The organism is Amycolatopsis camponoti, from assembly GCF_902497555.1.
GTDB lineage: Bacteria > Actinomycetota > Actinomycetes > Mycobacteriales > Pseudonocardiaceae > Amycolatopsis > Amycolatopsis camponoti.
Genome location: NZ_CABVGP010000002.1, coordinates 1,328,294 through 1,341,672, shown reverse-complemented (window position 1 = coordinate 1,341,672; position 13,379 = coordinate 1,328,294). Strand labels below are relative to the sequence as shown.

13 protein-coding genes are annotated in these 13,379 nt (G+C 72.5%); 2 read left to right on the top strand and 11 right to left on the bottom strand.

What is annotated here, in order from left to right; translation table 11 throughout:
* Window positions 1-17 precede the first annotated feature (17 nt).
* The 9 genes from AA23TX_RS26850 to AA23TX_RS26810 all read right to left on the bottom strand — a co-directional run bounded on the left by AA23TX_RS26850 (window position 18) and on the right by AA23TX_RS26810 (window position 9,062).
* Window positions 18-1,385, bottom strand: a complete 1,368-nt coding sequence (locus AA23TX_RS26850; RefSeq protein WP_155545592.1) for an alkaline phosphatase family protein — start codon at window positions 1,383-1,385, stop codon at window positions 18-20.
* Window positions 1,382-2,509, bottom strand: coding sequence for a metabolite traffic protein EboE (eboE, locus tag AA23TX_RS26845; RefSeq protein ID WP_155545591.1), 1,128 nt, complete (start codon window positions 2,507-2,509; stop codon window positions 1,382-1,384). Before eboE ends, AA23TX_RS26850 begins: the two co-directional genes overlap by 4 nt.
* Complete coding sequence (locus AA23TX_RS26840; RefSeq protein WP_155545590.1) at window positions 2,506-3,357, bottom strand: TatD family hydrolase; 852 nt, start codon at window positions 3,355-3,357, stop codon at window positions 2,506-2,508. The genes eboE and AA23TX_RS26840 overlap by 4 nt, the downstream gene beginning before the upstream one ends.
* Window positions 3,357-3,902 carry an EboA domain-containing protein gene (locus tag AA23TX_RS50965; protein WP_155545589.1) on the bottom strand — a complete coding sequence of 182 codons (546 nt, stop codon included), beginning with the start codon at window positions 3,900-3,902 and terminating at the stop codon, window positions 3,357-3,359. Before AA23TX_RS50965 ends, AA23TX_RS26840 begins: the two co-directional genes overlap by 1 nt.
* Window positions 3,899-4,720 carry a sugar phosphate isomerase/epimerase family protein gene (locus AA23TX_RS50960; RefSeq protein WP_155545588.1) on the bottom strand — a complete coding sequence of 274 codons (822 nt, stop codon included), beginning with the start codon at window positions 4,718-4,720 and terminating at the stop codon, window positions 3,899-3,901. Before AA23TX_RS50960 ends, AA23TX_RS50965 begins: the two co-directional genes overlap by 4 nt.
* Window positions 4,717-5,544 (bottom strand): SCO3242 family prenyltransferase, encoded by an 828-nt coding sequence (locus AA23TX_RS26825; protein WP_155547327.1) that lies wholly within the window; start codon window positions 5,542-5,544, stop codon window positions 4,717-4,719. The genes AA23TX_RS50960 and AA23TX_RS26825 overlap by 4 nt, the downstream gene beginning before the upstream one ends.
* Window positions 5,541-6,662, bottom strand: coding sequence for an inositol-3-phosphate synthase (locus tag AA23TX_RS26820; protein ID WP_155545587.1), 1,122 nt, complete (start codon window positions 6,660-6,662; stop codon window positions 5,541-5,543). The genes AA23TX_RS26825 and AA23TX_RS26820 overlap by 4 nt, the downstream gene beginning before the upstream one ends.
* Window positions 6,663-7,035: 373 nt before the next feature.
* A complete protein-coding gene (locus AA23TX_RS26815; RefSeq protein ID WP_230862719.1) occupies window positions 7,036-8,307 on the bottom strand; it encodes an ROK family transcriptional regulator in 1,272 nt (423 codons plus the stop codon).
* Window positions 8,308-8,612: 305 nt separating this feature from the next.
* On the bottom strand, window positions 8,613-9,062 hold the full coding sequence (locus AA23TX_RS26810; RefSeq protein WP_155545586.1) for a MarR family winged helix-turn-helix transcriptional regulator: 450 nt from the start codon (window positions 9,060-9,062) through the stop codon (window positions 8,613-8,615).
* Between the two features lie 135 nt (window positions 9,063-9,197).
* Here AA23TX_RS26810 and AA23TX_RS26805 point away from each other — a divergent pair, with 135 nt between their 5' ends.
* Window positions 9,198-10,382 (top strand): MFS transporter, encoded by a 1,185-nt coding sequence (locus AA23TX_RS26805; protein WP_155545585.1) that lies wholly within the window; start codon window positions 9,198-9,200, stop codon window positions 10,380-10,382.
* 24 nt (window positions 10,383-10,406) lie between these two features.
* On the top strand, window positions 10,407-11,240 hold the full coding sequence (locus AA23TX_RS26800; protein WP_155545584.1) for an aldo/keto reductase: 834 nt from the start codon (window positions 10,407-10,409) through the stop codon (window positions 11,238-11,240).
* A gap of 57 nt (window positions 11,241-11,297) precedes the next feature.
* Here AA23TX_RS26800 and AA23TX_RS26795 read toward each other — a convergent pair whose 3' ends face one another.
* Complete coding sequence (locus tag AA23TX_RS26795; protein WP_155545583.1) at window positions 11,298-12,137, bottom strand: SAM-dependent methyltransferase; 840 nt, start codon at window positions 12,135-12,137, stop codon at window positions 11,298-11,300.
* Window positions 12,138-12,273: 136 nt separating this feature from the next.
* Window positions 12,274-13,368, bottom strand: a complete 1,095-nt coding sequence (locus AA23TX_RS26790) for a beta propeller repeat protein (RefSeq protein WP_155545582.1) — start codon at window positions 13,366-13,368, stop codon at window positions 12,274-12,276.
* Between the last annotated feature and the right edge of the window lie 11 nt (window positions 13,369-13,379).

Genomic DNA, 13,379 nt, shown 5'->3' with positions numbered 1-13,379 from the left:
CTGACCTCCTGGATGCGTTACTCCGTGCGAACGGCGGCTAGCAGCAGTTCCTTGACCTCGGTGGCGTGGATCTTTTCGCGCGCGAGCGAAGGATCCGAGCACAGCAGCACCGGCCCGTCCTCGGGCGAGTCGGGCAGCCGCCCGTGACTCCCGCGGACCGGCGCCGGGTCGAGCGGCACGACCTGCATCGAGTACCGCAGGCCGAGCTTCTTGCGGGCCAGCGCGGACGCGGCCTTCAGCTTCACCGCCGGGTCGTTCGGGTCGAAGAACAGCTCGGCCGGGTCGTAGCCGGGCTTGCGGTGGATCTCGACGGTCTTGGCGAAGTCGGGCGCGCGGTCGTCGCTCAGCCAGTAGTAGTACGTGAACCAGGCGTCCGGCTCGGCGATCGCGACCAGCTCACCGGCCCGTTCGTGGTTGATGCCGATCCCCGCCTGCCCCTCGCGGTCGAGGACGACGTCCACTCCGGACAGTCCGGCGACGATGTCCCGCACGCGCGGGATGTCGGCGGGGTCGGCGACGTAGACGTGCGCGACCTGGTGGTCGGCCACCGCGAACGCCCGCGACGTCCACGGGTCGAGGTACTCCATGCCCGCCTGGACGTACACGTTGAGCAGGCCCTCGCGGCGCAGCGCTCGGTTGATGTCGACGGGACGGCTCGCGTTCGTGATGCCGTACTCCGAGAGCGCGACGACGGTGTGCCCGCCCGCGGCCGCTTGGTCCAGCAGCGGCTTCATGGCCGTGTCGATCTCGCGCGCGGCGGCCGCGGCCTGGGGCGCGTCGGGGCCGAAGCGCTGCAGGTCGTAGTCCAGGTGCGGGAGGTAGACGAGCGTGGTGTCCGGCTTGTCCTCGGCCATGATCTTCTGCGCGGCGGCGATGATCCACTTCGACGACGTGATCGCCGCCGTCGGCCCCCAGTAGGTGAAGAGCGGGAACTCGCCGAGGGCGCCGACCAGGCGGTCGTGCAGCTGCGGCGGGTGGGTGTAGGCGTCCGGGGACTTCTTGCCGTCGGCGTGGTAGATCGGCCGCGGGGTCACCGTCAGGTCGACGTCCATGCCCATCGCGTACCACCAGCAGACGTTCGCGACCTTGTGCCCGGCCTGCGCGCGGCGGGCCGCGTCCCAGAACTTGTCACCCTGGACGAGCTTGTTGTGCTGGCGCCACAAGAAGATCTCGCCGAGGTCGCGGAAGTACCAGCCGTTGCCGACGATGCCGTGCTCGGCCGGCTGCAGCCCGGTGAGGAACGTCGACTGCACCGAGCACGTGACCGCCGGGAACACGGTGTCCAGCTGCGCGGTGAAACCGGGTTCGGCCATCTTGCGCAGGTTGGGCATGTGCGGGAGCAGCCGCGGCGTCAGCCCCACGACGTCGAGAACCAGCAAGCTCATTCGGAAACCTCTTCCAAGCCTAGTGCGATCAGGGAACGCCGGGTCCAGTCCAGCTCGGCCGCGATGCCCGCGACGAGCCCGGCGTCGTCGGCGGGTGCGTCCGGGAGCACCTGCCAGGTGTAGGTCTCGACCTCGACGTGGTCGGTGCGCGCGCTCGCGCCGCCGAACAGCTCGGCCAGGGTGCCGGCCAGCACCGGCCGCGTCGACGTCAGCGGCGGCGCCGGATCGGCGTGCAGCGGCACGTGGAAGTGCACGCGCCACGGCGCCTCGCCCGGGAGCCCACCGGCCAGCGCTTCGTCAAGGTCGTCGGCGCCCGGCGGAGCGCCTTCGTTGCTCTGGTGCAGGAACCGGGGTTCCACAAAGGACTCCAGCGCCTTCCGCGTCGCCGGGTCGTTCGGCGCGGCCGCCTCCAGAGCCGCGGACGCCTGCAGCTTGACGACGTCGAGCCCGGCCGCGGCGAGCCGCTCCAGCGCGGCCGCCGGGTCCTCGAACCCGACCGCGAGGTGGCACGTGTCGAGGCAGACGCCCAGCCAGTCTTTGTCCACATCGGACAAAAGGGTCGCCGCCTGCGCAGTCGTCTCGATGACGCAGCCGGGCTCGGGCTCGAACGCGACGCGCACCGGACGCTCCTGCTTCGCGAGCCCTTCCGCGAGCAAGCCGAGCTGGCCACGGTCGTCGCGCCATTCGGTGCGCCAGCCGAGCGGCAACGTCGAGACGCTGCCGCGCACGGCGTCCGCCGGCAGCAGCTCGGCGAGCAGCCGGGCCAGGTCGAGGGTGTACCGCGTCCGCTCGGGCGTCGACCAGTCCGGCCGGTAGACCTTGTGCTTGACGACCGGATCGTGGAAGCCCTGGTACGGGAACCCGTTGAGGGTGACGACCTCCAGGCCACGCGCGGCGAGTTCGCGCCGGAGCCGGGAAACCGCGGCCGGGTCGGCGGTCAGCTCGGTCGCCACCGGCCGGGCCAACCACAGGCCGAGCCCGAGCCGGCCGACGCCCAGGCGTTCCCGCACCGGCTCGCCGAAGCGGGCCAGCTGAGCGAGCACGCCGTCGAGGTCCTCGGCCTGGTGCACGTTGGTGCAGTAGGCGAGGTGGACGAGCGTGCCGTCGGGGTGCCGGAACCTCACTTGCGGGCCCCCCGCAGGATCGAGTTGCCCGCGAACTCGGCTTCCGTCGCCGCGCCTTCGAGGTCGAGCCGCCCGCTCTGGCCGTAGAACTCGACGGGGTTGCGCCACAGCACCCGGTCGACGTCGTCGTCGGTGAACCCGGCGGCGAGCATCGCGTCGCCGGTCTTGCGGGTCTTGAGCGGGTCGCTCTTGCCCCAGTCCGCCGCGGAGTTCACCAGCACCCGCTCGGTCCCGTACTCGCGCAGGATCGCGACCATCCGCTCCTCGTCCATCTTGGTGTCCGGGTAGATCGAGAACCCCATCCAGGAGCCGGACTCCTTGACCATCGCGACGGTCATCTCGTTGAGGTGGTCGAGCACCACCCGCTCGGGCGCGATGCCCGACTCGCGGACGACGGCGATGCTGCGCTCGGTGCCGGCCGCCTTGTCGCGGTGCGGGGTGTGCACCATCGCGGGCAGCTCGTGGTCGATCGCCAGGGCCAGCTGCGCGGCGAACGCCTTGTCCTCCTCCGCGGTCATCGAGTCGTAGCCGATCTCGCCGACCGCGACCACGCCGTCCTTCTCCAGGTACCGCGGCAGCAGGTCGAGCACCGGCGCGCACCGCGGGTCGTTCGCTTCCTTGGGGTTCAGCGCGATCGTGCAGTGGTGGGCGATGCCGAACTGGCTGGCGCGGAACGGTTCCCAGCCGACGAGCGCGTCGAAGTAGTCGGTGAAGCTGCCGACGTTCGTGCGCGGCTGGCCCAGCCAGAACGCCGGCTCGACGAGTGCGCGGACCCCGGCGGCGTGCATGGCCGCGTAGTCGTCGGTGGTGCGGGAGCTCATGTGGATGTGCGGGTCGAAGATGCGCATCAGGCGTCCTGTTCGTTCAGCAGCGGGAGGAGGTCGGCGGGCACGTCCCGGCCCGCGGCGGTGCGCTCGGCGGCGAACGACCGCATCATGCGCAGCAGCTCCTCGTCGGTCCGGCGGTCCAGCCCGGCGACCTCGGCCAGGGGGATGCCCATGAAGACGCACTTGAGGACGCCGTGGCGGTACGCGGAGTCGTCCAGATGGGTGGCCGCGTACTCCCCCATCGCCGCGGTGACGAGCCGGGTGTCGTTGGTCCGCAGGGCGTCGGCGACCAGGTCGAGCCCGGCGTCTCCGATATCCACAACGGACAGTCCACGGAGGACCGCCCGCTTCTCGGCGGCGTCGCCGTAGCGGTAGAGGTCGGGCATCTCCGCCGCGGCCCCGGGAGCCGCCCGGAGCAGCTCCACGCGGGCCACGTCGTCCACCGTCCAGCCCGGGACGTCCGACGGGCCCCGGCCGACCCGCCGGCCGACACCGGGGAAGAGCGTGCGCAACGCGGTCGCGTCTTCGGCGACCTTGGTCAGGGCTTCGTCCAGCCAGGCGTTCACGCGGCCACCGCCTTGCGCAGGAATTCCAGGGACTCGCGGGCGATCCGCGGGGCCGCGTGGCTGTCGCGCGGCAGTTCCACGGCCACGAGCCCGGGGTACGGCGACAGCGCTTCCAGCACGGGCGGGAAGTCGATCTCGCCCCGGCCGAACTCCAGGTGCTCGTGCGTGCCGCGGCGCATGTCGTCGATCTGGACGTTCACCAGCCGCGGCAGGGCGCGCCGGACGCAGTCGGACACGGACGCCGTCTCGTTGCACCGGCAGTGCCCGATGTCCAGCGTCAGCCCGAACCGCTCCGGGTCGCCGAGCCGTCGCGCCAGCTCGAAGTAGCCGTCGAGGTCCTCGACGAGCATCCCCGGCTCGGGCTCGAACCCGAGCGCGACGTCGTGCTCGCCGGCGGCTTTCAGCACGTCGGCGCACCCGTCGACCAGATGGGTCCACGCGTCCTCAGTGGACAGATCGGCGGGCTTGTTGCCGCTCCAGAACGACACCGCCTCGGCGCCGAGGTCCGCGGCGATCTCGACGGCCCGGGTCAGGAACCCGATCCGCCCGGCCCGGTCCGGGTCGAGGAACGTCGGCGAGTGCTTGCGCCACGGGTCCAGCAGGAACCGCGCGCCCGTCTCGATCACGACGGCCAGCCCGAGCCGGTCCAGGTCCGCGGCGACGTCGGCGACGCGGCGGGCGAGGTCCGGCCCGAACGGGTCGAGGTGCTGGTGGTCCAGCGTCAGCGCGACGCCGTCGTAGCCGAGGTCGGCCAGGACGCGCAGGGCGTCGCCGAGGCGATGGTTGGCGAAGCCGTTGGTGCCGTACCCGAACCTCATGTCGGCGACACCTTCCGGCTCAGCGCCCGTGCGATCGGGAACGCGGCGGCGACGGCCAGCGCCGAGCGCCACGCGCCGGTGCGGGCGATCAGCCCGGCCTGCAGCGGGATCATCCCGTGGATGCCCGCGCCGACCGCGCGCCGGATCTTCGGCGCGGCCGGGTCGCGGATGGCGTCGTACTGCGCCCGCCCGGTGGTCAGCGCGTACGTCCCGAGCAGCGCCGAAGCCAGCGGCCCGACGCGGCCGGCGGCGACGCGCACCCCGGCCGTGGCGGCGAGGGTGGCCGCCGGCAGGGCGGGCCTGGCACCGTCCACTTCGGACCTTGACAACGCTGTCACCGCGTAGGTGTGCGCCCCGACCGTCAACGCGGCCGGGACCGCCGCCCGGGCACCGCCCCCGCCGAGCAGTACGTCCAGGGCCCGGGCGGCGGCCATCGCGGCCGGCCCGAACACGGTCTCCTTGAGCACGAAGTCGTACGCCCAGACCGTCGCGGCCAGCGGCAGCGCGACACGCAGGGCCTGCTTCCCGCCGGCGGCCGCGGCGATGCCCAGCCCGCCCGCGGTCAGGCCGGTCGCCACCCCGAGCGCCGTGCCGGCCTTGATCCGGCCGGACGGGATCGGCCGCTCGGGCCGTTCCATCGCGTCGAGGTGGCGGTCGGCGTAGTCGTTGAGCGCCATGCCCGCCCAGTAGATGCAGACGGACGCGCCGGTCAGGGCGAGGGTCCGGCGGCCGAAGGGCCAGCCCGACGCGGCGGCCCCGGCGACGGCGTCCCCGGGCACGGTCAGCGCGGCGGGCGCGCGGACGAGCTCGACGAGCGCCTTCACCGGTTCGCCCACTCGCGCAGGGCCGCGTACTGCGACGCGAGGTCGTGCGGGCCCTCGCCGACGGGATCCTTGAAGAAGAACCCGAACTCGGCGACCGGCCCGGCGACGCCGTCACCGCACGCCTTGGCGGTGAGCCGGGCGAGGTCGAGCACCAGCGGCGCCGCGAGCGCGGAGTCGCAGCCCTGCCACGTCAGCTGCAGGGTCATGCGCGCGCCGAGGAACCCCTCGAACAGCACGTGGTCCCAGGCGGTCTTCCAGTCGCCGAGCGCCGGGACGTAGTCGATGTGCACCTCGCCGTCGACGTCGCGGCCGAGGTTCTGCGAGAGCACCTGCTGCTTCGACGCGTTCTTGCTCGACGCCGCACCCGGGTCGGCGAGCGTGGCGCCGTCCCCGCCGCCGAGCAGGTTCGTGCCCGACCAGGACAGGACGTTCAGCGCGCGCTGGGCGAACATCGGCGCGAGCACCGACCGCAGCAGCGTCTCGCCGGTCTTGCCGTCGCGGCCCGCGTACGGCAGTCCCGCGGTACGGGCGAGCTCGTCGAGCGCGGGCAGCCGCGCGCCGGTGGACGGGGTGAAGTCGACAAAGCCACAGCCCGCGCGGAAGGCGGCGTAGGCGTAGACGGCGCTCGCCGGGAGGACGTCCTCGCCCGCGTCCAGCGCGGCGTCGAGGGCGGCCAGGGAAGCGTGCGCCGGGTGCGGGACGCACGGCGGCTCGGTGGAGGAGACGTTGAGGACGACGACGTGGTCCAAGCCCTCGCGGAACGCCGTCAGGTCGGCGGCGATCCGGTCGATCGCCGCCCGGCCGCCACCGTCCGGCGCCGGGCGCAGCCGGGCTTCGGCGGCTTCCAGGTCGGCGCTGATCGGGCCGGGCAGGGTCGCGGGCAGCACGCCCGCCGCGACCAGCTGCTCCGCCCGCTTGACCAGCGGCGTGTCGACGACGTCGTGACCCCCGAAGACCAGGTCTCCCAGTCCGGGCAGCCGCGTCCCGGCGAAGTCCGGCAGCTCGGTCACGCACCCCGTGCGCGCGGCCAGTCCCGCGCGCATCGCGGCGGCGCCGGCGATGGCCGTCGTGGCCACCGAGCCCCGGGCACCGATCAGCCAGACACCGATCTTCCCCATGTTCTTCCTCCAGTTCGGCAAATTCAGCCCGCGCCGGTCGCCCCCGACGGGACGCGGGTCAAGACACTGCTCGCCGCGGTGCGCCCGCCGGCCGCGGCGAGCGCGGTCCCCCCGGGCGGGCAGAGGTCCACCCGGACTACATCGCCGCAGTCGATCAAGTGTTTCCGCACTCCTTCGCGACGAGGGCGCGGCGTCGGGCCACCGTGGCCGGCGCCGCCCGGCCCGCCGGGTCTTCGAGCCCCCTCACCTGCGGCGGCGCGGCCGTCCGGGCCTGCCCAGTCTGCCCGGTGGGCCCGGCCACAGCACGTCCCATCTTGCGGATTCCGGCAGGCTCCGATAAGCCCCTGGCCGGTACCGGCCACCTCCGCGAACGTCATCCGCTGTCCCTTTCCGGCCGCACCGGCACGAGCGCCGGATCGTCGAACACCGCTTGCAGCGCGACGTGCGCGCCGCCGCGCGAAGCCGCGGAGAACCCGAGCCAGGACAGCTCGACGCGGCAGCCCCCGGTACCCGGGGCGATCACCCGGGCCTCCAGCTCGGCCAGCATCGGGCCGAGCAGGTACGGGCCCAGCTGGGCGAAGTACCCGCCGAGCAGCACCACGCGCGGGTTGAAGACGTTGACCAGCACGGCCGCGCCGACGCCCAGGCCGGTGCCGACCTGCGCGAGCGCGTCGAGCGTCCGCTTGTCCTTGAGCTCGGCGCGGCGGCGGATCATGTCGAGCCGCTGTTCGAGGTCGAGCGACGGGTCGTGCACCGGGTCGCTCGGCGACGCGGCGAGCCGCAGCATCCCGGCCAGCCCGACGAGGGTCTCCCAGCAGCCGCGGCGCCCGCACCCGCAGACGCGGCCCGCCGGGTCGACCTGGATGTGCCCGACCTCGCCGGAGAACCCCTCCGCGCCGCCGAGCAGCCGGCCGCCGGAGATCACGCCGCCGCCGACGCCGATCTCGCCGGTCAGGTACACCAGGTCGGCGGTCCCGGCCATGCTGCCCATGGCGTACTCGCCGAGCGCGCCGAGGTTCGCGTCGTTGGCCGTGCGGATCGGGAACGACGGCGGCCCGAGCCGCCGCGTCAGCCGGTCGGTGATCCCGCGGACCACCGGGACGTCGGTCCAGTGCAGGTTCGGCGCGAAGGCGACGGTGCCGCTCGTGACGTCGACGAGCGCCGGGATGCCGACGGTGACCCCGGCCGGCGTGACCCCGAGCCGCCGGCATTCCCGCAGCGCCCGCGCGGTGAGCTCGGCGCCCGCGTCGAGCACCTTCGCCACGGGGAGGGCTTGCACGTCGAGCGCCACGCGTTGTTCGAAGAGCACGGTGCCGGTGAGGTCGAGGGCGAGCGCGGTCAGGTAGTCGACGTTGATCTCGACGCCGATGCCGCCGACGCCACGGCCGTCCAGCTCGACGATCGTGCCCGGCCGCCCGACCGCGCCGGCGCGTTCCCGCTCGCCTTCGCGAGCCAGCCCGCGCTCGACGAGCTCGGCGACGAGACTCGAGACGGTTCCCTTGTTCAGCCCGGTGTCCGCGGCGATCGCCGCTCGCGAGCGGGGTCCCGCGTCCCGCAGGTGCCGCAGCACCAGCGCGAGGTTGCTCCGGCGGACGGCGGCCTGGTCGGCCGGGCGCACCGGCTTGAGCGAGAAGGAGGAGTCCACGCCGACACCACCCCGGTTCGTCTGGTGGTTCAACAAATTAGGTGCGGCGAAACGATCGGGTCAACGACGGCACCCGGGGTCTTTCGTGGACAAAAGCCACAGAAATCGGTCTGACCAGCGAAACTATCGAACGCAGGCAGCAAAAGGGTCCCACGGATGGAGCACGGGTTAGGGTGCGCGGCCGCCCCAATCCCCCGGCCGAACGGGACCGCCTTCCGTCGGGTACCGCTGACCGGGACGGACCGTGTTTCGCTTCGGGCGACGCGAAAGTGCCGATGGGGCATCGAAACTTTCCGCAAGCGGAGTCAGCGGGTGAAGGTGAGCGTGCCGAGCGCGGCGACCAGCGGTGCGAGTTCCGGCAGGGTCTCGGCTTCGGCGAGAGCTTCCGCCAGCGCCGTGTCGTGGGTCGGGCGTGCCGCCGTCAGCAGGGCCCGGCCCGCCGGCGTCACCTCCGTGTAGATGCCCCGACGGTCGTCGGCGCAGAGGTAGCGCGCCAGCAGCCCGCGGCCCTCCAGCCGCGTGACCAGCCGGGTCGTCGCCGACTGGCTGAGCACCACCGCGTTGGCCAGCTGGTTCATCCGCAGGTGGAAGCCGTCCTGGCGGCCCAGCGCGTCGAGCACGCTGTACTCGCTCACCGACAGCTCGTGGTCGCGCTCGAGTGCGCGCTGCAGCCGGTCTTCGATCCGCGCGTGCAGCGCGGCCAGTGTGCGCCAGCCCTGCGCGCGGGCTTCGACGGCGTCGTCGTCCAGTGACACGGTTCACCTCTCCCGGACTTGCCGCATACGTTTGCGCGCGGCACTATCAAGCCTGTGCAATATACGGCGTGTGCAACTATCTCGGACGCTCGTAGTTGCTCACGCTCCCAACTCTACTCCGGAAGAAGGAAGTCCATGCCCGCCGCTCTGCTCGCCCTCGCGATCAGCGCTTTCGGGATCGGCACCACCGAGTTCGTGATCATGGGCCTGCTGCCCGAGGTCGCGACCGACTTCGGCGTCTCGATCCCTTCCGCAGGCCTGCTCATCTCCGGCTACGCGCTCGGCGTCGTCGTCGGTGCCCCCGTCCTCACCGCCCTCGCCTCGCGGGTGCCGCGCAAGACCGTGCTGGTCGCCCTGATGGGCCTGTTCATCGCGGGCAACGTGCTCTCGGCCCTGGCGCCGAGCTACGGCCTGCTGATGACCGGCCGGGTCGTCGCGGCCCTCTCGCACGGCGCGTTCTTCGGCGTGGGCTCGGTCGTCGCCGCGTCGCTGGTCGCCCCGGCCAAGCAGGCCAGTGCGATCGCGCTGATGTTCACCGGGCTGACCGTGGCGAACGTGCTCGGCGTGCCCGCCGGCACCGCGCTCGGCCAGGCCTTCGGCTGGCGCTCGACGTTCTGGGTGGTCAGCGTCCTCGGTGTCGTCGGCGCGATCGGCATCCTCGCGCTCGTGCCGCACCAGCCGAAGAGCGACAACGTGGGCCTGCGCGGCGAACTGGCCGTGTTCCGCCGCCCGCAGGTCTGGCTGGCGCTGGCCATGACGGCGCTCGGCTTCGCCGGGGTGTTCGCGTCCTTCACCTACATCGCGCCGATGATGACCGAGGTCGCCGGTTTCTCCAGCGGCGCCGTCACCTGGCTGCTCGTGCTCTTCGGCGCCGGGCTGTTCGCCGGCAACCTGCTCGGTGGCCGGGCGGCGGACCGCAAGCTGATGCCCAGCCTGTACGTCATCCTCGCCGCGCTGGCGATCGTGCTCGTCGCCTTCGTCTTCACCGCGCACGCCCAGGTGCCGGCCGCGATCACGATCGCGCTGTTCGGCGCGGCCGGCTTCGCGACGGTCCCGCCGCTGCAGGCCCGCGTGATGGCCAAGGCCGAGGGCGCCCCGGCGCTGGCGTCGGCGGCGAACATCGCCGCGTTCAACCTCGGCAACGCCGGCGGCGCGTGGCTCGGCGGCCAGGCCATCGAAGCCGGCCTCGGCTACACCGCCCCCAACTGGATCGGCGCCGCGCTCGCCGCGGCCGGCCTCGCGGTAGCACTCGTTTCGGGGCTGCTCGACCGCCGGACCTCCACTAGTTTCACCTCAGGGGAACGGGTACTCACCCGCTAGCCCATGAACCGGAAAGGAAATCACGTGACCAGCGTGCCCGTGATCGAACTCAACAACGGCGTCCGGATGCCCCAGCTCGGCTTCGGTGTCTTCCAGATCCCGGACGACGAGACCGTCGCGGCCGTGCAAGCCGCGCTCGACGCCGGTTACCGCAGCATCGACACCGCGTCCATCTACGGCAACGAGGCCGCGGTCGGCCGTGCGCTGGCCGAGTCGGCCGTGCCCCGCGACGAGCTGTTCGTCACCACCAAGCTGTTCAACAGCGACCAAGGCTACGACGAGACGCTGCGCGCGTTCGACGAAAGCATGAAGCGGCTGGGCCTGGAGCAGCTGGACCTGTACCTGATCCACTGGCCGCTGCCCGCGCGCGACAAGTACCTCGACACCTGGCGGGCGTTCGAAAAGCTGTACGCCGACGGCCGCGTCCGCGCGATCGGCGTCTCCAACTTCCAGCCCGCGCACCTCACGCGGCTGCTCGACGCCGGCGACGTCGCCCCGGCCGTCAACCAGGTCGAGCTCCACCCCTACCTGCAGCAGCGGGAGGTCCGCGAGTTCGACGCCAAGCACGGGATCGCGACCGAGGCATGGAGCCCGCTGGCCAAGGGCGGCTCGCTGCTGGGCGAGCCGATCATCGCGGAGCTGGCGGTGAAGCACGGCCGCACGCCGGCGCAGATCGTGCTCCGCTGGCACCTGCAGCTGGGCAACGTGGTGATCCCGAAGTCCGTGACGCCGTCGCGGATCGAAGAGAACTTCGACCTGTTCGGGTTCACCCTCACGGAGGAGGAGATGGATTCGCTGGCGCCGCTGGACCGCGGCGAGCGCACCGGCCCGGACCCGGACACCTTCAACGCCGGCTGACCCCGTCGTGAGTGGGAAACAGGGTTCTAACCCGGTTTCCCACTCACGACCCGGGCGTCACTGCTTGCGGGCGACTCCGCCCAGCGTGAGGAAGTTCAGCTCGCTCAACGGGTGGATCCGGGGGCCGTCCGGCCACCACTCGTGCAGGTAGACCAGCCCCGGCCGGAGCAGGTCCGTGCCGTCGAAGAACTCCGTGATCTGCTCCCGGGTGCGGAACACGCTCCCCAGCCCGGTGCCCTGGAAGCTCGTCTCCAGCAGCCGCGCCAGCTCCTGGCGGGGCGAGTCCTCTTCCGGGTCGAAGTTGTGCGTGAGCAGGAGAAACGAACCGGGCGCGAGCGCCGCGACGTACTCGGCGACGATCGACTTCGCCCGCTCGAAGTCGTCGATGTGGTGGATGATCGACGTCAGGATCAGCGCGACCGGCCGCGTGAAGTCGAGGTACTCCTTGACGACCTCGTCGGCCAGCGTCTCGGCCGGCCGGGTCAGGTCGGCGCCCGTGACGTGGGTCAGGTAGTTCTCTTCGAGCAACGCCCGGCCGTGCACCTGCACGACCGGGTCGTTGTCTACGTACACGACCTGCGCGTCCGGGTTGTACCGCTGGGCCACCTGGTGGGTGTTCTCCGCCGTCGGCATGCCCGAGCCCAGGTCCAGGAACTGGTCGATGCCGCGCTTCCCGGCGAGGAACCGGACCGCGCGCACCAGCCAGTCGCGGTGCTCCTTCGCCATCGTGCGCGCGCCGGGTGCGATCGCCAGCAGCCGCCGCATCGCTTCGCGGTCGACCTCGTAGTGGTCGTGACCGCCCAGCAGCGCGTCGGACAGCCGGGCCAGGCTCGCCTTGGAGAAATCGAGGGACGCCGAACCGCCCTCGGTTCCGGACCGCAGGTCGCCAGGCGTCATCGACTGTTCTCCCTCGTCTGTGGAGCCGGCCCCTGCCCGGGTCCGGCCACCTGTGTCCGGCAACGGACAGTGCTCAGACTACGACATGCCGTTCACCAAGTGAACCGGGCCGAAGGGCCTTGCCTGCCAGGGACAACTACCCGATCGGCTGTTCGCGCCAGTTGTGTCCGCCGTCCGTGGTCCGGTACAGCGCGGATCCGCCGTCGGCGTCCGGCTGGCCGTCGACGACCACGCCGGTACCGCCACCGGGGAAGTCCAAATCGGTCAGGCTGAGCCCGCGGTCGGCGAGCACCGTCGTCGTCCAGGTGCGGCCGCCGTCGGCGGTGCTGTGCAGGAACCCGGTCCCGCCGCCCTCGGCCGCGACCGTCGCGGACGACGGCGACGCCGCGCCGAAGCCCTGCGTGATCCCGGCGAACGGCGCCGCGTCACCCCCGCTGAACGTCCCGCCGAGCTTCGCCGCGTGCCGCAGCTGCCGCTCGGTCGACCCGGGCTGCGGCGAGCCGGGGCTGCTGCTGCACAACGCCACGACCTGCCGGTCCCGCACCCCGGCGAGCGAGGCGACCGACCCGGCCGGGCACGGCGGCTCGGCGGGGGTGAAGCGGACGCCGTCGCGCGAGGTCCAGTACTTCTCGGTGCCGTAATCCGCGCCGAGTGCGACCTGCAGGCCGCCGCCGACGGCCAGGTCGCCGTAGGTGATCCCGCCGGCGGCCGCGAAACCGGGCACCGGGACCAGCACCGGCGAGCCGGCGACGCCGGAGTACAAGCGCGTCGAGCCGTGGCCGTCGCCGAAGGTGGTGAGGACGGCGAAGACCCGGCCGGCGGTTTCGGTGATCTTCGAGAGGTAGTAGGGCTCCCGCGCGCCGGCCAGGCCGACCGGGTGCCAGCTCTTGCCGCCGTCGCGCGTCGTGCGCACGTGGACGCCGTCGCTGACGTACGCGACGCGGTCGCCGGTGAACGTCAGCGCGACGTGGTTGTGGTTGTCCGGCAACGCCGTCGGCGGCGCGCCGAGCCGGCGCCAGTGCGCTCCGCCGTCCGTGGTGCCCAGCAGTGCCGGGCACCACGACTTCCCGCACGGCGAATATCCGAGGACGTAGCCGGTGTCCGGGCCGGTCCAGCTCGTCGAAGCGGGCCGGAACCCCCTCGGGACAACGGTTTCCGCGGTCGCGGGCGAAGCGGACACGGCCAGGAGGGTGAGGACGGACGCGAGCAGCGCCGGGATTCTCATGATCACCTGGACGTGCC